Raw genomic sequence first — 20,280 nt, forward strand, 5'->3', positions numbered from 1 at the left:
TCCTTATTTTTTTACTAACTTCATACCGGCGAATGTTAATGCGTAAGAAAGAAGAAAACTACCTACTATTAAATGCAGCGTGCTACTTTGAATAGAGAATAATGGCCCAGAAATCCCAGCAAACTCCTTCATAACTTCTTTACTCCCTGAAGCCTCAATATGAATTTTCGCCAATCCATTTACACAAAGCATCATCACAGTATAAACCGCACTAAACACAGCGATAGTTACGTACATATTTTTCATCGGATATTGAGCTAATTTCATTCCAGCTCTAAATAGTAAAATACATGGTAATAAAATTAATAATCCCCACCAGTGCATATAGGAATTGAAGTCATCAATTTCTTTTACTCGTTTAAGATTAGCTCCGTTAGCAACTTCCAGATCTTTTAATGACGTACCATTTATTGATATTCCCGACGTATAAGATAAATGCAATGGACCTTTCTCCACTGAATATCTTCTCATTTCTCTATCCATATCTCCCCATTCAATTGCTGTTGGAGCAAAGTGAGCCATATTCCACATGTATGGTGTTGCCTCTAATGAAATTAATGTTTTATATGTTTTCTCAGGAAAATCAATTGGTCCCACTGACTTTGAACTGCTAAATAAAATTGTAATAAGTATAATACCAAATGTAATAAGCAATCCTTTTAATACAGTTACTACACTATAGTAAATAGATGTTGCATATGGAACGCTTCGAATCATGGAAGATAATAGACGATGCGGTCCTGCTTGAATGCACATACCAATAAAGGTAAATAATAAACCAAATATAATGCCATACAATAAACTAACAAGATGAGAATAACCAATATCGATTGTCATCGTTTGATAGAATTGAGAAATTGTCGTAGAAGAACTTGCGATAAAGCTTACGATACACAAGAAAATCCCATATACAATACCAATAACACTTGATGTTAGTAACTTCTCACGCCAAACAGTAGAAGGATTTCGTCTCTCTACAAAGAATCCAATTCCTCCTAATATAAGCGCCGGAATAGTTAACAAAATGAATAATGGGAAATGAAGAATAAATGACATCGTATATGCCCCGCTCCCACTAACTTCAAGGCCTATTAAATGATACATTAAAATTAGTGGTGCTATGCCGATGAAAGATTGATCGACAGTAGCCATATTCAGCATACCATTCATATTTGTAAGCATCGTTTTCACTAGATCGTTAATCGCCGCATCAACAATTAAGCTGCCAATCCAACCGGCTATAAACATACATACGATTGCAAGCCCACCACCAAACAAACCTTTTTTTAAAGTACTTCCAGATGAACTTATATGTAATGGTAAACCTTCATCTGGTAATCTTGTTTTCATTTCTTTTTTCATAATACCTAATAAGGAATCCCCGCATTTCTCACAATACGTAGCATTTCCTTGACTTTCTACTCCACACGTTCGGCAATACTTTGAGTCTTTCGGTACTAACATAACTTCACTTTCTACACTACCTGTACTTGTTCCATCATGCGTACAATAATTCGCTACATCCGACTGTTCTAAACCACAAGTTTTACAATACATGTTCCTCACTCCTTACTTTGCTTCATACCACAAACTGGACAGAATGTAGCCTCTGTTGCAATTTGTTCATCACATGAAGTACATGATCCGTTTTCATCATTTTTTGTTTGAAGGAGTAACTCGTTTTCTTTCCCGCACTGTCCACAAAATTTATCATTTAATGATAATGGGCCGCTACAGCTACACTGCCCTTTCTGTCCTTGATTCTGTAAATTAGCAATTTGCTTACGCGTGTTATAAATAGCAACATCAAGCTCTTGTACTGGTTCTATAATATTTGTTAACACATCTACTCGAACTTCATCATTGCGGAGTTGCATATATACCGTTTGACCAAGTTCCAGCAAAACTTCAGTTTTCGCCTGTAGTTTCTCTTGCGTAATTCTCTTTAATTGTGCAACCTCCTGTGCTACTTGCAACTTCATCTTTCCTTGCTCAATTCCCTCTTGCAATTTGTTCATACCGTTACCAAACTTCGCTTGTAAATCTGACAAACTATTTCTCCTCCTATAAATATATAGTAATATATAAAATTAACATTTTATATATTACCATGATTTTCAAGTAATGTAATCTAAATTTCATTTTTTCTGTTTTGAGCATTTTTTGTTTATAATGGTAAAGGAAAGAAATATGTGTACGGAGGAATATTATGCTGCAACACTCAATTACGAAAGATGAAATTATGATGATTGCGAATGAGTTCGTTCAAGGACTAGATCCACAGCAAACAGCTGATCAGGAACATGTCGCTACAGCTCGGCACCTATATCGTAGTGGTGTTGTCTACAATGTTGACTTTGATGGTTATACGCTATCAGGAACTGTAGATGCTGAAGGCAGCGTATATAGCGTCCATATCCCGATTCGTAACGTCGCTGAAAGCTATTGCGATTGTTTCGCACCAACGCAATGTGAGCATATGCTCGCTGTGTTACTATCTGCAGCGTCTAGTTTTGGGCAAGTAGGAGATGTATTAACTTTATTTAAAAATAATACGAAACCTTCCCTTCCTCCTATTCGAACTGCAAGACAAGTATTGCAATCATCAGCTTTTGAGGAAAGCGATTATAAAAGTTGGCAATCATATTTTGATAACGAATATGAATCATTTAAAAAAGAACAAGCTCGGCTTACTTATAAACAAATGTATTTTCTTATGAGTATTTTTACAGACTTCTATACGAAACTCGAACGGAAAGCTCCGCGTATCATTGCGATACATGAGTTGTTCAGGCTACATGCAGCGCTTTATTGCTTTCAAAAATTATTAGAAGAAATTCAGGACTTTGAAGCAAATAAAACGTATTCTTATCATCAGCCTGTTAATGTCGTTCGCCTATTTGTAGATAAAGTGGAATCCATCGTTCGGGACTTACAATCAGAAGCGATTCCTTCAGAGTCTGAATCAATTTTGAAAGAAACTGCTCGTCTCGTTCACGAAGTATTCTTCTCCACCGACGCCTATACGCAAGAGAGATTCTTTATTTATCGTCACATATGGAGTGAACTCTTACACAATAAAGAGCAACTGCAAGAAGAAGAAAAACGAATCGATACAAAAATCAATCCACTTTCCAAAGCATTAGCATCTTCTCATCTACTCTTTTTAAATGACGAAGATTTACTAGCCATGGACTTACTCAAAAAACAGCCTGCTTCTGTTGTAAGTCTGTACTTCTATTGGTTAGAAGAGCTATTAAATACAATGCAATGGGATCGTGCGAAAAACTGGCTTTCCTTTACGTATAAACAAGTGAAACAAACGATATATGAGCACGAAAATACGGTTTTCATCAAAGATATCGTTCGCTTATTTGTCATCATGTACGAAACGTATGCAACCCATACAAATGAACAAGCTGGACTCGAAATGATTTTGCAAGAGCTATTACCATACAGTTTCGCCAACTATGAGCAATATGTACTCGCGAAAAAGCAGTATCGCACATGGACAGAACTTCATCTCTTACATGGGTTTGAAGCAATTGAACTTTTGAAAGAGCCGCTGAAAGATATCGAAAAGGAAGCGCCAGAAGCGGCACTCCCTCTTTATCACCTTGCTGCTACTGAGGCCATTGAAGAGCGAAATCGCAAATCATATAGACGTGCAGTTCGTTACTTAAAGAAATTGCGTACATTATATAAACGATTAAAGCGCACTGATGAATGGGATGCTTTCATTATTCACATCGCAAACTTACATTCACGTCTACGTGCACTACAAGAGGAATTACGGAAAGGAAAATTAATCGATGATCAATCAAACTGAAGTAACAATTAGGCTCCAGCACGTTAGTCAAGGTTGGTTCCTTTGGGGAGAAGATGACAGCGGTACTCCATTATCCGTAACAAGCTGGAAACGAAATGCATTTACATGGCACTCTACTTCCTTCTACGGTACGTTTCTAAAAGAAGCAACCTTTGAAGGAAAACAAGGTGTTGTACTAACAAACGCACAAGCATTTGAATACATCGCGAATAAACCGATGAATTCATTTGCCCATATTCAAATGAACGGTCCTATTACAGCACTTACGAAAGATGCAAATGAATTATGGGATGCCTTCGTCAGCGGTAGCTTCGTACCCGATATGGAGCGTTGGCCCAAACAACCATCTTGGAAAGTTCAACATACACCGATTGAAGATGACACATTAGCATCTCTTTTCTCATCCGCGGTAAATGAAAGTATATTACAAGATAACCGTTCGAACGACGGATGGGAAGATGCAAAGAGACTTTATGAACATTACGACTTTACGAAAAGACAATTGGACGCAGCACTACATGAAGAAGATTGGCTTCGAAAAATTGGTTACATTGAAGATGACCTTCCCTTTACAATTGGCCTAAGGCTACAAGAGCCGCAAGAAGAATTTGAAATGTGGAAGCTTGAAACAATTGTTACACCAAAGCGCGGGGCTCATCGCATATATGTATATGAGAGTATCGATTCTTTGCCAAAACGATGGCACGATTATGAAGAACGTATTCTTGAAACACAAGAAGGCTTCAGTAGACTTGTACCGTGGTTAAAAGACGGTGATACATTCCGAAGTGAACTCTTTGAAACAGAAGCATGGAACTTCTTAACAGAAGCAAGTAACGAATTACTTGCCGCAGGTATTACGATTTTATTACCATCGTGGTGGCAAAATTTAAAAGCGACAAAACCAAAATTACGTGTGCAGTTGAAGCAAAATGCCACACAAACGCAATCTTTCTTCGGTATGAATACACTCGTTAATTTTGACTGGCGTATTTCAACGAACGGCATTGATTTATCAGAAAGCGAATTTTTCGAACTTGTTGAACAAAACAAACGGTTATTCAATATAAATGGTCAATGGATGAGACTAGATCCAGCCTTTATTGAAGAAGTACGAAAGCTCATGAACCGTGCCGATAAGTATGGACTCGAAATGAAAGATGTCCTTCAGCAACATTTATCAAACACTGCTGAAACAGAAGTTGTAGAAGAGGATAGTCCGTTTACCGATATTGAAATTGAACTAGATGGATATTATGAAGATCTATTCCAAAAACTATTGCACATTGGAGATATTCCAAAAGTAGATGTCCCTTCTTCACTAAACGCAACACTCCGTCCGTATCAACAACATGGCATTGAGTGGTTATTATATTTAAGGAAGCTTGGGTTCGGCGCATTATTAGCTGACGATATGGGGCTTGGAAAAAGTATTCAAACGATCACTTACTTACTATATATAAAAGAGAACAATCTCCAAACAGGTCCTGCCTTAATCGTGGCACCGACATCTGTTCTTGGAAATTGGCAAAAAGAATTTGAACGTTTCGCACCAAATTTACGTGTTCAGTTACATTATGGAAGTAACCGTGCGAAAGGCGAATCATTTAAAGACTTCCTTCAATCAGCAGATGTTGTATTAACATCTTATGCATTGGCTCAGCTTGATGAAGAAGAACTTAGTACGTTATGCTGGGATGCTGTTATTTTGGATGAAGCGCAAAATATTAAAAATCCACATACGAAACAGTCAAAAGCAGTGCGAAACTTGCCAGCTAATCACAAAATTGCTTTAACCGGTACACCGATGGAAAACCGACTTGCCGAGCTTTGGTCTATTTTCGACTTCATTAATCACGGATATCTCGGCAGCTTAGGACAATTCCAACGCCGCTTCGTCTCACCGATTGAAAAAGATCGTGACGAAGGAAAAATCCAACAAGTTCAACGTTTTATCTCGCCATTTTTACTACGACGTACGAAGAAAGATCAAACAGTCGCATTAAACTTACCAGATAAACAAGAACAGAAAGCTTATTGTCCACTTACCGGTGAACAAGCTTCCTTATATGAACAACTTGTTCAAGATACATTGCAAAATGTAGAAGGATTAAGCGGGATTGAAAGACGCGGATTTATATTACTAATGCTGAACAAACTTAAACAAATTTGTAATCACCCTGCTCTTTATTTAAAAGAAACAGAACCGAAAGACATCATTGAACGTTCCATGAAAACGAGCACGCTAATGGAACTAATTGAAAATATAAAAGATCAAAATGAAAGTTGCTTAATCTTCACACAATACATTGGTATGGGCAACATGCTAAAAAATGTGTTAGAAGAACATTTCGGTCAGCGCGTCCTCTTCTTAAACGGTAGTGTACCGAAGAAAGAACGTGACAAAATGATCGAGCAGTTCCAAAACGGAACGTATGACATTTTCATCTTATCGTTAAAAGCAGGCGGAACTGGCTTAAACTTAACAGCTGCCAACCATGTCATTCACTATGACCGTTGGTGGAACCCAGCTGTAGAAAACCAAGCAACAGACCGCGCATATCGTATTGGTCAAAAACGCTTCGTTCACGTTCATAAACTTATTACAACGGGAACACTCGAAGAGAAAATTGATGAAATGTTAGAGAGAAAACAATCACTAAACAACGCCGTCATTACAAGCGATAGTTGGATGACCGAACTATCTACAGATGAACTAAAAGAATTGCTTGGTGTATAAACAAAAGGAGCTAATCTCAAAAGATTAGCTCCTTTTTCTATTCCAAAACCAATTACTTATTATAATCCCTGTTAATCCGCCGCACGTATCCAGTAATGAATCTTGCCACATCGGTGTACGATCTCCCGTAGTCCATTGATGAATTTCATCAAATGTTGCATATCCCGCAACGAAAAGGAGAGCGTATATAAAACACCTTTTTCTCGAATAACCCAATCGATGAAAAGCATAATACGTCAATGAACCAAGCATAAAGAACACCATAAAATGAGCACCTTTACGAAGGAAAAACTCAATAAATCCGCCTACACCTTTATTTGCAATGCTAACAGGTGTACCACCGCCGTAATCGATAGATATCCATGAAAAATGCTCTTTTACAAACTCCACATTTACATGTTGTTCAATATCCGAACGCATATCCTGCTTTTTATATGGTTGTGCCGAGGAATAGAAAATTAACCCCATCCATAGTAAAACAGGAATCCAAAATAACCATTTACGATTCATTCTTCCGAAACCCCTCTCTCAGTCTTTTAAGAGTACCAAAAAAAATAATAAATTTCACGCCAAAACATGACATTCGCGCCCTATTTATATAGTGAAAGGGGGTGATAAACATGGTAGTTGAAACAATTGTAATGGACTTAACTTTACGTCTTGTCTTAAACAATGGAGTAGATAAGAACGGAAAAACAGTTTTCAAGAACAAACAATTTAAGCGTGTAAAAACAAACGCAAACTTAGAGCAAGTACAAAACGTAGCACGTGCCCTTGCTTCCTTACAAGCGTTACCACTTCACGCTGTACAACTTGTTAGCACATCAGATCTTTCTAGTCTATAAGATGAAACTTTAATTAGCGGGGGTTCATCCCCCACTAATTATTAGCCAACACCAACAGCTGGATAAATAAAAAGGAGGAAATAAAGCATGCAAGTACTAGAATTAATTTTCGCGAAAGAAGATGGAAAAACCGTTGTTTTTTCTATCGAGAACCCCATCACACCCATCGATGCACAAGTCGTAAATCAAGTAATGGATACCATCCTTGCCTCATCTGTATTTTCATCAATGAATGAAAATACCCGAAAAAAAGGCGCTCGTCTCGTAGAAAGGAATGTATCTGAAGTTCCAATTAACTTATAAACAAAAAGACGAATCTGCATCATTTTGCAGATTCGTCTTTTTTCTTCGGCATTTCAATTGGAATAAAGATTTTTGAAAAACCGACGCATACATATTTATAGTGTTCTCCGCCGATATCAAATTCCGTCTTATATGTTGAGAAGAATATATAATCATCTCGCTTCGTATAATGATCGATTAATAATCCAACTTGTGGCTCAACATATTTTTTCGCCAACTTCTTACCAGCCGATGCTAAATCGCCAAGGAGACCCTCTTCATTTTCTTTTTGAACTTCGTCTAGCTTCTTACTTACATCATTACGTTTCATAAACTGCTTTGCTGCCCAGTCCGTATATTCACCTTTACTCGGGTTACTATTTGCTAAATATACTAGAAGAACAACAACTAGAGCCATAACAATATACCTTTTCTTCATATTATCTCACCGCCTACTCTTTTCTATTTTCATATATATGTACAAGCGATGCAAATTAGAAAGACTATCATCTATTGATTGTAAACGAATAACTAAAATTTACAATACGAAACAAAAGATTAATAATTATTTTACTTAATTTGTATATAATGATATTAATAACATTAATAACATTTTATAAGGGAGGACTCAGAGTTATGAACGATGAAAATGATATTATTATTTCTAATTCTACAATGATGTTAGAGCCTTACAAGCACCCTTATTATTGCACAAAAGTTATCGACAGTAGCGGGAACCATTTTTATTCCTGCCAAACCGCTCTTCAACTCATCAAGAAATCTTGTCTAACCAATGTTCACTCTACTTATCAAGGCAGACGTAAAGCAGTTCAAACAAACTTTAATTTCAAACAAAATGTCCCGATTCCAATTAATCATAGAGAATATATTTGTGCTTTCCCAACAGAATCTCCTTCTTCTCCAAACTGTATATGGCTATTTTATAATCATATAGATGACATAGAATTTTTCAAACAGAGTAAAAAAGCTACCATTCATTTTTCAAATGGCACTACTACAACAATACAAATCAGTCCCCATAAGCTAAAACAACAATTATTAAAAGCTGGATACGTATTATCACGTATGAACATGCAAGATTCACTACAATTTAAAAACCTCTTATTACATTTACTACCTTAACAAAATAAGTAGAATGGAAAGCAATATCCCTTGCCTTCCATTCTTATAATCCTATTTATCCTCTTAAGCTATTTCGCATTTTCTCAAGCGCTTGCCGATACACCCATCTTACTTGATAATAGGTCATCTCTGTCTCTAAAGCGATTTCTCCCATCGTTTTTCCTACAAAAAATCGTTCAAAAATAATATACTTCTCCTTTTCATCTAACACACTCATAAAATCCTTCGCTTTCATTTCAATATCTTCAAAATGGAAGATATCCTCATACTCTCCTACACATACACACTTTTCTTGCACTGCAAACTCTTTCTTCAATCTTTCTAATATATAACCACGCACCGTTACAACTGCATATGCTGGGAAACTTCCTTTCTCCGCATCAAATCTTTCATACGCATACCAAAGACCAATTAACCCACATTGATAATACTCTTCATGATCTTGATAAATACCTAGCTTCTTTATTTGATTTACAATCATTCCTTCATACAACACAACTGCCTCTGTAAAAGTCGCTGGCTTCACACAGTACCCGTTTCTAAAAGGTATACCTCTTTGTTATTCCGCCGGTACCTCCACAATATAAAAATAAAGAAGCGATTTCACTGTGAGTAATTTCAAATACTACCGCCGAAATTTGAAATTACATGAAGTAGAATTTGAAATTCTGTTGGGAGTATTTGAAATAAGGGTAAAAATAAAAAAGGTGACTCTAGAAAGAATCACCTTTTAATCCAATCATATTATTATACAGGCAAACCAGGTAAGAACTTTGCAATCAATACAACAATCGCAGCTAAGAATCCCGCTTTAATAATGAATAAAACAATAATTGGAATAGCTGCTTTCACTTTACTTAATCCGGCTGTAACTTGTAATCCTAACCAAATTAAAACTAAATTCCATAAATAGAACAATTCAATTGTATTACCAATTCCATATGCAAGTGAACCTTGATCGAATAGTGGTCCTAAACTTGTATACGCAGTTGGTCCAGCACCTAAAATTAAAGCTATAACACCATTAATAAGTCCACCAATAATAACAATAATATCTGCGTATACAATAATCATTACTATTTTTTTATAAGAAGTATCATTCCCGTAAAACATCATAAACACTTTATAAATAGCTGCAACAACTAATGTTGCAATCATAACACCTACTATTCCCCATATCGTACTAGAAATTAAATTTGATACAAGTGATCCCTTCTCTGCAAGTGCACCACCTAATTTCTTTTGCATTTCAATCATCTCAGGTGAAGTATACGTAATATACGAATTTAAACCACCCACAAGTCCTTGTAATAGCGCCACTATGAAGAACATACCCCAAACTTTCTCAGTCGTCTTCATTCTCTCAAACTGTAAACCAGGAGAAGTAATCATTCCGAACAATGATGGCTTCTCGCCGCCAGCTTTTTGCGTATTCACATTAGCTTCCATTATAACGCCTCCTTCTATTTATATAACCCGTTCTAACGGGCGGTTCACTTCCTCACATAGAGGCTACGAACCGCCCACTAGAACGGTAATTTGTAGTAGAGAGCCCCCCTCTCTACCACACTATTACTTACTCATAACGTAATGCTTCAATTGGATCTAATTTCGCAGCTTTGTTCGCTGGAATTAATCCGAAAATAATACCAAGTGTCATTGAGAACAGTACGCCTCCAACGACAACTTCCCATGAAACGAGTGGTGGCCATTTGGCAAATGTGGAAACGATATATGCTCCGCCGTATCCAAGACCAATTCCAATCAAACCACCTAGAAGTGTTAACATAACTGCTTCAATTAAAAACTGTAATAAAATTTTACTACGCGTTGCTCCAAGTGCTTTACGTATTCCAATTTCGCGCGTACGCTCCGTTACAGATACGAGCATAATATTCATAACACCGATACCACCAACGACTAATGAAATACCTGCAATACCGCCGATGATCATCGTCATAATACCAGTTACTTTAGAAACATTTTCTTGGAATTCTTTTAAATTTACCAGTTCATATTTACCTGGAATTTCACTTGGCTTACGACTATTTAATACATCAACAGCTTTTTTCCCCGCTGCTTCTAAGTCATCTACATTTTTAGCTTGAATTGCGATATTTTGAATATCATCTGTTCCGTATAAAACAGGCCATAACGTAAGGGGGATTAACGCTTCTTCCATTTCAAATCCCATAAACTCATTATCAGATTTATACACACCAATAATTTGCATTGGCTGCCCCTTCATCTCAATAATTTGTCCAACTGGATTTACGTCCTTAAATAATGTTTCCTCTGTTTTTGTACTAATCATCACAACATTATTTGCATGAGTAATATCTGATTCACTTAAAGTACGTCCCTTTACGACCTTTACTTTATTAACCGCAAAATATTCATTATCAAGACCAATAATATTCAGATTTGCTTTTTTATCATTTACATCAAGCACCTCTGAATTCTGGTTTGTCGTAATAACGTGTGAAACATCTTTCACTTGTTTTACTTCCAAAATATCCTCTTCCGTTAACTTCGGCATTTGAAATCCGCCCATAGCAAACTCATCATTAATATCTGCTTTAAATTGAATTGGCATAAGATTATTACCACCAGAACCTGCGAATTTCGACTTCAGCATCGCTTCCCCGCCTTGCCCAATTGCAACGACAGTAATAATCGAACCTACTCCAATAATAATACCGAGCATCGTAAGAGCTGAACGCAGTTTATGAGCTAAAATAGAAGATAGGGCAATTTTTATACTATCTAGTAAACTCATACCGCACACCTTCTATCTTCTGTAATTTTCCCATCTCGCAGTACAATGCGGCGGGAAGAATACGCTGCTACTTCCTCTTCATGTGTAACCATAACAATTGTCGTACCTTCTGCATTAAGCTTCGTGAAAATATCCATAACTTGCTCACCAGACTTCGTATCAAGCGCACCAGTCGGCTCATCGGCCATAATAAACGTTGGATTATTCGCAATTGCTCTTGCAATTGCGACACGCTGCTTCTGTCCACCTGACAATTCGTTCGGTAAATGATGCACGCGGTCTGCTAATCCGACTTTACCTAATGCCTCTAAAGCACGCTTGCGACGCTCTGCTTTCTTTATGCCACCATATACGAGCGGAAGCTCAACATTTTCTACCGCTGAAAGACGTGGAAGCAAATTAAAGTGCTGAAACACAAAGCCAATATATTCATTACGAATTAAAGCAAGCTTTGACTCATCTGCTGTTAAGATATTCACATCATTCAGCATATATTCGCCTTCTGTTGGACGATCTAAACAGCCGATAATATTCATAAGCGTTGACTTACCAGAACCAGACGGCCCCATAATCGAAACGAACTCGCCGCCTTGAATCGTTAAACTAATACCATGCAAAATCGGTACTGCCAATTTTCCTTGATAATACGTTTTAGCAATATTATTTAACGTGATCATTTCTCTTTCACTTCCATTCCGTCATACACATCGTCGGAAGGATTTTTAACCACCTTTTGCCCCACTGTTACGCCTTCAGTAATCTCTGTCCAGTCTCCATCAGTAGAACCTTTTTTCACATTTTGTTTACGAAGCTTTCCTTTATCCTCAACATAAACAAATGCATCATCGCCTTTTTCTACAACGCTCTTAGTCGGAACAGCAATCATCTTCTTATTCTCTAAATTTACTTGCAATGAAACGTGATAACCCGGAGATAAACCATCTTGACTATCAAGGCTTGCTTTATATGTATATTGGGACATATTTTGAGTCGCTTCACCCATACCACCAGCTTGAGCCATCTCTGCACTCGTTGGGAATTCACTTACCTCTGTAATCTTACCTGTCCACTTCTGCTTATTATTTGCTTTCGCCGTTACAGTAAATGTTTGATCCTTTTGAATTTGTGACTTTTGAAGCTCAGTTAACGTCCCTTGGATTTGGAATGGATCTTTAGAAGCCACTTGTAAGAAGGCTTTCCCTTGACCACCTAACGCTTGAGATGAACTGTGCGCCGCATCTTTATCTAACTTTTGAACAACACCAGCAAAGTTACTATAAATCGTAAGCTCTTTCTGCTTCTTACTTAACTCTTCTTTCTGCAACTTCCCTTTTTCTTTCTCAAGATCCGTTGTCTTTTGCGCCATCTCTAACTCACTTACTTGCTCTTCCATCGGATCTGTTACTTCTTTCCCAGCTCCGCTATCTTTCGCCTTCTTAATTTCTTTCTTCAACGAATCAATTTTCTTCTTCCCTTGATCATAACGCATATCTGCCATCTTCTGATCAAGCTCAGCTTGCTTCATTTGCAAATTAATCTCTTCATTATCATAAGAGAATAACTTCGCACCTTTCTCTACCTCTTGTCCTTCTTTTACCTCAATATCTTTTACTTTTCCTTTAGTCGGATCCGCATAGAAACTTTCAATATTACCAGGCTTCACCTGACCAGAAATCAATTTCGTATTATTCAGCTTACGCTCTGTCACCTTCTCAAAACTCACAGCATCAGCAGATGTTGATGCGCCTTTCTTCTTCCCTTGCATTACAAAAATATTAACTGCTGCTACAATAACAATTAGTGCAATAACCCCGATAATAATCCATTTCTTCTTCTTGTTTGGAGTACGAACCGTATTTGGTACCATATTCTCTCTCCTTTTTATAACTTAATAGTTTAATATGAAAATTGTATAAAACTTTCTGAAAATAAATTACATATTATTACATTCTTTTTACAAAGTTTTACACATCCATTTTTATTGTAACAAAAATTTCCATGATTAGAAATATGACATTATGTCTTTTAAGATAGATTTAAGGAAAGATTATATGAATATAAGAAAAGCCATCCAAAATGATACTTGGATAGCTTTTCAAACAAAATATTACGCCGCTTTAGGGGCTTTGCTCTCGTGTCCACGTTGAACGATGAACAAGAAGATCGTTGATAAAATGGCACCTGTTAATAGTAAGATAAAGCAGCCATCCCAGCCAGAACGATCAACAATAACACCAATTGCTGCGTTTGCTACAAGACTTCCTCCCACATAACCGAACAGACCACACATACCAACTGTCGTACCTACTGCAAATTTCGGTACTAATTCCATCGCACTTAAACCGATTAAGAACTGTGGTACATAAATTAAGCAACCGATAATAGAAACTGCAATACTTACAACAAGTATGCTAGTTGCTTGCCAATATATAAACGTACCAATAACAACCCCAACCATACTAATGATACATAATGGCATACGTTTTCCTTTAAATAATTTATCACTTAAAAGACCAACGATTAATGAACTTGGAATTGCCATACCTTCAAAGATTGTGTATGCCGCGTGTGCTTCATTTTTTGAGAAACCTTTAACTGTCGTTAAATAAAGTGGAACCCAGTTAATAACACCGAAGCGAATTAAATATACAAATGCATTCGCAATACATAAGAACCATACAAATTTATTTTTCAATACATATTTGATTAAAATTTCTTTTGGTGACATCTTGTTAGCATTATCTGCTTTTTCAAGATTTTCATAGTCATTACGATATTCATCAATTGGAGGAAGACCTTCAGATTCTGGCGTATCCTTCGCATTAATCCAAACAAGAACTGCAATTACCATTGCGATAATCGCTGGGAAAATAAACACGCCGCCTTGCCAATGATTTTCACCAAAAATACCTACACCAATTCCGACAAGTGGTGGCACAAGCATTCCACCAACGTTATGTGAAATATTCCAAAGACCTGTTTTCGTACCACGCTCTTTCTTCGAGAACCATTTCGTCATAACGATACTACAAGGTGGTGCTCCCATACCTTGTACAATACCGTTAACGACAAGTAATGTAACAATCATCCCAAATGAAGATGCAAAACCGAAGCAAATATTTACAAGCCCTGATAAAAATAAACCGACCGCGATAAAGCGCTGGGCGAAAGCTTTATCAGATAAATTCCCCATAAAGAACTTACTAAATCCATAAACAATTGCCATTACTGAACCTAGTAGACCAATTTCAGCTGTACTAAATCCGAATTCTTCTACTAAATACGTACTTGATAACGTAAAGTTACTACGAACTAAATAATAAGCAGCGTACCCAACTGAAATTCCGATTAACACACGGATACGTAGTAATTTATATACTCGATCAATCATATCCGCTGGCAATCTCTCAATTGCAGGTGCTGGCTTAAGCCATTTAAACATATATTTTCGTCTCCTTTTCTCACTTCTGAGAGAGACGCTGTCTATTCCATATCTCGATTATTCCGCTATTTGATATATTTTGGTTCGTTCTTCTAACCGGCTGCCCTTCTATTTCTTTCTCATTCTTCGCAAACATCGTTGGTACGCCAAACGAAACTTTTTCTAAAATGTGCCCCGCTTCTTCTGATAAACAATAATCAATAAATAAATCCACAATAATACCATTCGGTGCACGTTTTAGTTTCGAAATCGCATTAACAGATAATCCTGTTTGCTCAGGTTCGTTACTTAAAATAGGAAAGCCTCGCTTTTGAAGCATTCTCTGATCTCCCATGAAATTGATGCCTACCATATATTCACCACTCGCAACAAGTTCTGCCGGTATGTAACCATTCACTGTTACTTCTCCAATTTGCCCTGCAAGGTTCTTCACATATTCCTTCGCTTCCTCTTCACCTAAAGTATCAATAAGTGATTGAAAAAACGTATATGCTGTACCTGAAACATTTGGATCCGGCATAACAATCTTTCCCTTATATACTGGATTTAACAAGTCTTTCCACCTTGATGGATAGGGAAGTCCGAGCGGTGCTATTTCTTCATTCCACCGCTCTTTATTAATCGCAATTGCCAGTTTCTCTACTTCATAACCGTACCAATAACCGTCCTTATCTTTAACAGTTTTTGAAATACGGTTCGCATGCTGACTCGTAACAGGAATAGATAGATTTTTTTGCTTCATCATTTGATGCGCGTCTACCGTACCGCCAATAATAATATCAGCTTTCGGATTTCCAGCTTCCTCTTCTACCCTCCGAAGAAGCTCTTCTGTCGAAAGACGAATAAATTCATACGTACAACCGCGTGGTTTACAAAATGATGAAAGCAAAGCTTCCCCAACTTCCTCGCGGGCCGCCACGTACGCAACAAGATGACGATCATCCAAAATAGGGAGACCACTTTTATTATATTTAATAGAGGTTGTATCTCGAGAGCAACTAGACATCGCTCCTCCGATTACTAGCAAAAAGAAGAAAAAGGCTATCTTTCTCATGACACATTCTCCTTTACAAATAAATTTGCGAGGGAGCTTTTCATATACATGACATTCCCATTATTATCACCGAGATATTGCACAACAAAGTACGACGGATATACAGAAATAGTAAGAATGTCTTCACGCTCATTCTTTATACGCTTCCCTGTTTTATAAGCGGTAATATAAGCAATCGGTTCATTCTGTGATTGTAATAATTTCTGTATTTCTCCGTAATCTGTAATTTGTTTTGCGTACCGAATCGAATCAAGTATGTGCGTAAGATTCATCGCACGTTCTACATCACCTTGGCGTACTATAACATCCTGTGCTGACGCAAAGAAATCACTAATACGATCTGGTGTGTAATACAGGCTTAACAAATACGTTTGAAATGCTGAAATCATTGGATCCGTACCATTCTTTCCGTACATATCAGCCCCGTACTGGAACAAGTCACCTACTGCAAAAGTACGTTTATGTCCATTCAAGTACGTTACTTCTCCAGTAAATACTTGTTCTTGAATCTTAGCTTCTCTCGGATTTAATTGAATTTGGTCAAAGAATGAAACAATCGTATGCAAACGAACTTCATCCGTTATAACAATTTCTCCCCACTTTTCATGCCTAACCTTCATTTCAGTAGGCAGGGATTCATTCACTCTTTGTAAAACAGTTTGTTTGTCATTCACTATTGTGATTCGATTATATATTTGCTTCTCCATCACATAAAACAAAATAAGAGAAACAATTATACAAAGGACAAACATAAGAATTTGAAATGATAGCCTTTTCATTTCTGCCTACCTCCAAGATAAAAAAACGTTGTTTCGAAAATACCGCATAATTGTTTCATAAATGTATCATTTAACCGCTTTCAAGTTTTTTATGTCTTCCATCCGTCTCGGAAGCAAGAATGTGATAAATATTGTAGTGCCTATTTCTTCACTACTCTCAATCCGCATACTTCCGCCCTGCTTATTCATAATCTCCTGACAAATATACAAACCGTAACCATTCCCGTAGCTAGAAGGAAGTACCTTCCCTTTTGGCGATTCATTCCACTCTGCAAGCACACCTTCATCTATACCAATGCCATCATCATGAACAAAAACCTTCGCCTCACGTTCATTTACAATAACATTCATACGAATTTGCGTAGCATCGCTATATTTTATCGCATTATCAAGCACGTTTAAGAAGATCTGTTTCGTCTTATCGAAATCCGCAACAACATGTACATCTGTTAACTCATTTATAACTTCAATCTCAAATTTATGCAGGCGAGGTTTCACAATTGAAACTGCTTCTTCGGCTAATTCCTTTATATTCACAACTGTAGGTGACACTTCAAACGTACTCGTCCCGTACTTTGAAGACTTAAGTAATTCTTCTACAAGTGACAATAAACGCTCACTTTCTACAGCCACATAACGAAGACTCTCCTGTACATCGTCCTTTGATTGTAACTTCGGAATTAAATCCACATAGCCAATAATCGCCGTTAGCGGTGTTTTCAGCTCATGCGTAATACGGTCTAAGAAATCTTTCTGCTTCTCTTTCTCCTCTTTCAATTGCTTAATATGCAGCTCAATTCCATCAGCCATCGCATTAAAAGATGCGGAAAGCTGAGCAATTTCCACATATTCATTTAGCTCAATCTTACTTTTATAATCACCATTCGCCAGCCGGTGCGCCATTTGTCTTAACTGATCAATCGGCTTGTGGAGAGACTTTGCCAAACGAATTGCAAAGAAAATACCCGCAGCTACTAGACAAAGAGACGTCATTAAGAACGTCCAGCCAACATTCGTTAAAACCTCTTTCTCACCTGTTAACTCATTTATAAAACGAACACTTCCAATGACATCGTTTCCATAATAAACTGGGCTTGAAAACAAAAGAATTGGAGCTGGGTCTCCCTCTTCAAAAACATAAGATTTCTTCCCCTTCAAAGAGCTCTCAATATCAATATTCCGGTGAAGAAGTGCTCCTTTTTGTGTATCCGCAACAACATCTCCATTCTTCCCAATCATCTGTACACGGACATCCATGCGCTTTGCTAAATACGAAGCAATTAAAAGTGAATTAGGACCGAGCGTCTCCACCTCTGCTTCCTTCTCTAAATAATTCATCGTGTAAATTTGTGCTTCTACACTTAACTTTTCTAAAGAATTTGCCGCGTTATGATACATATTCTTTTCTAACGTAATATAAACAACTCCGTACAAAAGAACAAAAATTGGGATTAACAGTCCAACTATTCCAAACACCATATTTCTTTTTAAAGACATACCATCACCACTTAACAATCTAGTTTATAGCCAACGCCATAAATTGTTTTAATATATTCCCCGCTATTCCCTAGCTTCTTTCGCAGTCTTTGCACCATAATATCAACCGCTCTCGTATTTCCGATATACTCAAACCCCCATACTTTCTCAAGCAACTCATCTCTCATAAATACACGCTGCGGATTGGAAACAAACAACTGACATAAATTAAACTCTCTGTACGTTAACTGAATTTCTTGTCCACTAACATGCACTTTTCTTTCCTTAGGACAGATCGTTATCTCTCCCGCCTCGATTACCTCATGACTTACCGTTACCTCTTTCTTCTTCACACGTCGCGCCATATTCTTGACCCGAAGAATAAGCTCCGCATAATTAAATGGCTTCGTCACATAATCATCCGCCCCAAGCTGCAAGCCAAGCAATTTATCATTCATCTGACTCTTCGCAGTTAACATGAGTACTGGAATATCCCTATCCTTCTCACGGAACAGACGAAGTAATTCATACCCATCTGTATCTGGAAGCATAACATCCAAAATCAATACATCCGGCCCTTCATTCCATTTCTCTAAAGCTTCTCTCCCGTCAGCCGCTGTCAATACTTCATAACCTTCCATCTCCAACTGCATCCGAATCAAATTACGAATACTCGATTCATCATCAACTACAAGTATCTTCATTATTCTCCTCCTTCCATCCTGTATTATAGTACAGTTTAGTATAGCAAAAATCATACAAAAAAAGAGAGGGTATTGTCGAACATATATTGAACGACAATACCCCTCTTTCACTTATTAAAGTTTCACTTTATTTCTCATACCCATTCGGTTTCTTCTGATGCCAATTCCAAGCATGCTCAATGATTGTCTTCACATTTACATACTGAGGATCCCAACCTAATTTCTCTTTCGCTTTCTGAGAAGAAGCAACTAAACGTGCTGGATCTCCCGCACGACGTGGTGCTACTTCAGCAGGAATTTCATGATTTGTAACTTCACGAACTGCATCAACGATTTCTTTTACACTGAAACCATTACCATTTCCTAAGTTATAGAAATCACTCTCTCCGCCGTTCTGTAGGTCCTTAAGTCCTAAGAAGTGAGCTGCAACTAAATCTTCAACATGAATATAATCACGGATACAAGTACCATCTGGTGTATTATAATCATCACCAAACATCATAATCTTCTCACGTTGACCTAACGCCACTTGCAATACAAGAGGAATTAAATGCGTCTCTGGACGATGATCTTCTCCAATAATACCATTTGGAGTTGCACCAGCCACGTTAAAGTATCTGAAAATCTTATAACGTAAATTAGAAGCTTGGCTATACCAATGAAGCATCTTCTCGATTGCTAACTTCGTTTCTCCATACGTATTCGTTGGATTTGTCATCGTTTCCTCAGTAATAAGGTCTACATCTACCTCACCATACGTCGCCGCAGTAGAAGAGAAAATAAACTTATCTACCTTAAACTCATCCATTACCTCTAATAAGCAAAGTGCACCATACACATTGTTATTATAATATTGAAGAGGCTTCTCCATACTAACTCCAACTAAAGAATCAGCTGCGAAATGCATAACAGCCTCAATATTTTCTTGTGTAAAAACATCTCTTAAAAATGCTTTATCACGAAGGTCGCCATTATAAAACTTCGCACCTTCCGTAATTGCATCCTCATGACCCGTTTGTAAGTTATCTACTACTACTACAGATAAACCTTCGTCTACTAATTTTTTCACAGCATGAGAACCGATATAACCAGCTCCGCCGCAGATTAGAATTGAATTCATAGTCTTCCTCCTACATATATTAGGATTTCTTATTCACTCTCTTATTATAAAAGGTATACGATTGCTCGTATACCTTTTGTGTACCTT

The 20,280-nt window shown here is 37.3% G+C and carries 20 protein-coding genes; 5 read left to right on the forward strand and 15 right to left on the reverse strand.

Going from position 1 to position 20,280, the window contains the following annotated elements; all coding sequences use genetic code 11:
• Nucleotides 1-3: 3 nt before the first annotated feature.
• Nucleotides 4-1,557, reverse strand: a complete 1,554-nt coding sequence (locus tag ATN06_RS26595; protein WP_060632913.1) for a zinc ribbon domain-containing protein — start codon at nt 1,555-1,557, stop codon at nt 4-6.
• 5 nt (nt 1,558-1,562) lie between these two features.
• Entirely contained in the window at nt 1,563-2,051 is a 489-nt protein-coding gene (locus tag ATN06_RS26600) for a zinc ribbon domain-containing protein (RefSeq protein ID WP_060632914.1), read from the reverse strand.
• 158 nt (nt 2,052-2,209) lie between these two features.
• On the opposite strand from ATN06_RS26600, the gene ATN06_RS26605 reads away from it, so the two are divergent.
• Both ATN06_RS26605 and ATN06_RS26610 read left to right on the forward strand, forming a co-directional pair.
• Complete coding sequence (locus ATN06_RS26605; RefSeq protein WP_060632915.1) at nt 2,210-3,829, forward strand: SWIM zinc finger family protein; 1,620 nt, start codon at nt 2,210-2,212, stop codon at nt 3,827-3,829.
• A complete protein-coding gene (locus ATN06_RS26610) occupies nt 3,813-6,569 on the forward strand; it encodes a DEAD/DEAH box helicase (RefSeq protein ID WP_060632916.1) in 2,757 nt (918 codons plus the stop codon). Before ATN06_RS26605 ends, ATN06_RS26610 begins: the two co-directional genes overlap by 17 nt.
• Nucleotides 6,570-6,593: 24 nt before the next feature.
• On the opposite strand, the gene ATN06_RS26615 is transcribed toward ATN06_RS26610, so the two are convergent.
• Nucleotides 6,594-7,079 carry a VanZ family protein gene (locus ATN06_RS26615; protein WP_060632917.1) on the reverse strand — a complete coding sequence of 162 codons (486 nt, stop codon included), beginning with the start codon at nt 7,077-7,079 and terminating at the stop codon, nt 6,594-6,596.
• Between the two features lie 110 nt (nt 7,080-7,189).
• On the opposite strand from ATN06_RS26615, the gene ATN06_RS26620 reads away from it, so the two are divergent.
• Together ATN06_RS26620 and ATN06_RS26625 are read left to right on the forward strand one after the other, a co-directional pair.
• Complete coding sequence (locus ATN06_RS26620; protein ID WP_060632918.1) at nt 7,190-7,414, forward strand: DUF1659 domain-containing protein; 225 nt, start codon at nt 7,190-7,192, stop codon at nt 7,412-7,414.
• 87 nt (nt 7,415-7,501) lie between these two features.
• Complete coding sequence (locus ATN06_RS26625) at nt 7,502-7,717, forward strand: DUF2922 domain-containing protein (protein ID WP_060632919.1); 216 nt, start codon at nt 7,502-7,504, stop codon at nt 7,715-7,717.
• A gap of 19 nt (nt 7,718-7,736) precedes the next feature.
• Here ATN06_RS26625 and ATN06_RS26630 read toward each other — a convergent pair whose 3' ends face one another.
• On the reverse strand, nt 7,737-8,135 hold the full coding sequence (locus ATN06_RS26630) for a DUF4359 domain-containing protein (protein ID WP_060632920.1): 399 nt from the start codon (nt 8,133-8,135) through the stop codon (nt 7,737-7,739).
• Nucleotides 8,136-8,332: 197 nt separating this feature from the next.
• On the opposite strand from ATN06_RS26630, the gene ATN06_RS26635 reads away from it, so the two are divergent.
• The gene (locus ATN06_RS26635) at nt 8,333-8,839 is read left to right on the forward strand and encodes a competence protein ComK (RefSeq protein ID WP_060632921.1); all 507 of its coding nucleotides are present in this window, start codon (nt 8,333-8,335) and stop codon (nt 8,837-8,839) included.
• A gap of 55 nt (nt 8,840-8,894) precedes the next feature.
• Here ATN06_RS26635 and ATN06_RS26640 read toward each other — a convergent pair whose 3' ends face one another.
• The 11 genes from ATN06_RS26640 to galE all read right to left on the reverse strand — a co-directional run bounded on the left by ATN06_RS26640 (nt 8,895) and on the right by galE (nt 20,193).
• Nucleotides 8,895-9,365 carry a sigma-70 family RNA polymerase sigma factor gene (locus ATN06_RS26640; protein WP_060632922.1) on the reverse strand — a complete coding sequence of 157 codons (471 nt, stop codon included), beginning with the start codon at nt 9,363-9,365 and terminating at the stop codon, nt 8,895-8,897.
• A 221-nt stretch (nt 9,366-9,586) separates the two neighbouring features.
• Nucleotides 9,587-10,288, reverse strand: a complete 702-nt coding sequence (locus ATN06_RS26645; RefSeq protein WP_060632923.1) for a YknW family membrane protein — start codon at nt 10,286-10,288, stop codon at nt 9,587-9,589.
• Nucleotides 10,289-10,415: 127 nt separating this feature from the next.
• Nucleotides 10,416-11,618, reverse strand: coding sequence for an ABC transporter permease (locus tag ATN06_RS26650; protein WP_060632924.1), 1,203 nt, complete (start codon nt 11,616-11,618; stop codon nt 10,416-10,418).
• Nucleotides 11,615-12,295 carry an ABC transporter ATP-binding protein gene (locus ATN06_RS26655; RefSeq protein WP_000631615.1) on the reverse strand — a complete coding sequence of 227 codons (681 nt, stop codon included), beginning with the start codon at nt 12,293-12,295 and terminating at the stop codon, nt 11,615-11,617. Before ATN06_RS26655 ends, ATN06_RS26650 begins: the two co-directional genes overlap by 4 nt.
• Nucleotides 12,292-13,485: an efflux RND transporter periplasmic adaptor subunit gene (locus ATN06_RS26660; RefSeq protein WP_060632925.1), complete on the reverse strand. Its 1,194-nt coding sequence runs from the start codon at nt 13,483-13,485 to the stop codon at nt 12,292-12,294. The genes ATN06_RS26655 and ATN06_RS26660 overlap by 4 nt, the downstream gene beginning before the upstream one ends.
• Before the next feature lie 240 nt (nt 13,486-13,725).
• Complete coding sequence (locus tag ATN06_RS26665) at nt 13,726-15,060, reverse strand: MFS transporter (RefSeq protein ID WP_060632926.1); 1,335 nt, start codon at nt 15,058-15,060, stop codon at nt 13,726-13,728.
• 19 nt (nt 15,061-15,079) lie between these two features.
• Nucleotides 15,080-16,114, reverse strand: a complete 1,035-nt coding sequence (locus tag ATN06_RS26670; protein WP_060632927.1) for an ABC transporter substrate-binding protein — start codon at nt 16,112-16,114, stop codon at nt 15,080-15,082.
• On the reverse strand, nt 16,111-16,893 hold the full coding sequence (locus ATN06_RS26675) for a DUF3919 family protein (protein WP_060632928.1): 783 nt from the start codon (nt 16,891-16,893) through the stop codon (nt 16,111-16,113). The genes ATN06_RS26670 and ATN06_RS26675 overlap by 4 nt, the downstream gene beginning before the upstream one ends.
• A 66-nt stretch (nt 16,894-16,959) precedes the next feature.
• Nucleotides 16,960-18,390: a HAMP domain-containing sensor histidine kinase gene (locus tag ATN06_RS26680; protein WP_060632929.1), complete on the reverse strand. Its 1,431-nt coding sequence runs from the start codon at nt 18,388-18,390 to the stop codon at nt 16,960-16,962.
• 11 nt (nt 18,391-18,401) lie between these two features.
• Entirely contained in the window at nt 18,402-19,073 is a 672-nt protein-coding gene (locus ATN06_RS26685) for a response regulator transcription factor (RefSeq protein ID WP_060632930.1), read from the reverse strand.
• Between the two features lie 127 nt (nt 19,074-19,200).
• On the reverse strand, nt 19,201-20,193 hold the full coding sequence (galE, locus tag ATN06_RS26690; RefSeq protein ID WP_001084647.1) for a UDP-glucose 4-epimerase GalE: 993 nt from the start codon (nt 20,191-20,193) through the stop codon (nt 19,201-19,203).
• Between the last annotated feature and the right edge of the window lie 87 nt (nt 20,194-20,280).

This window comes from Bacillus thuringiensis (assembly GCF_001455345.1).
GTDB lineage: Bacteria > Bacillota > Bacilli > Bacillales > Bacillaceae_G > Bacillus_A > Bacillus_A thuringiensis_N.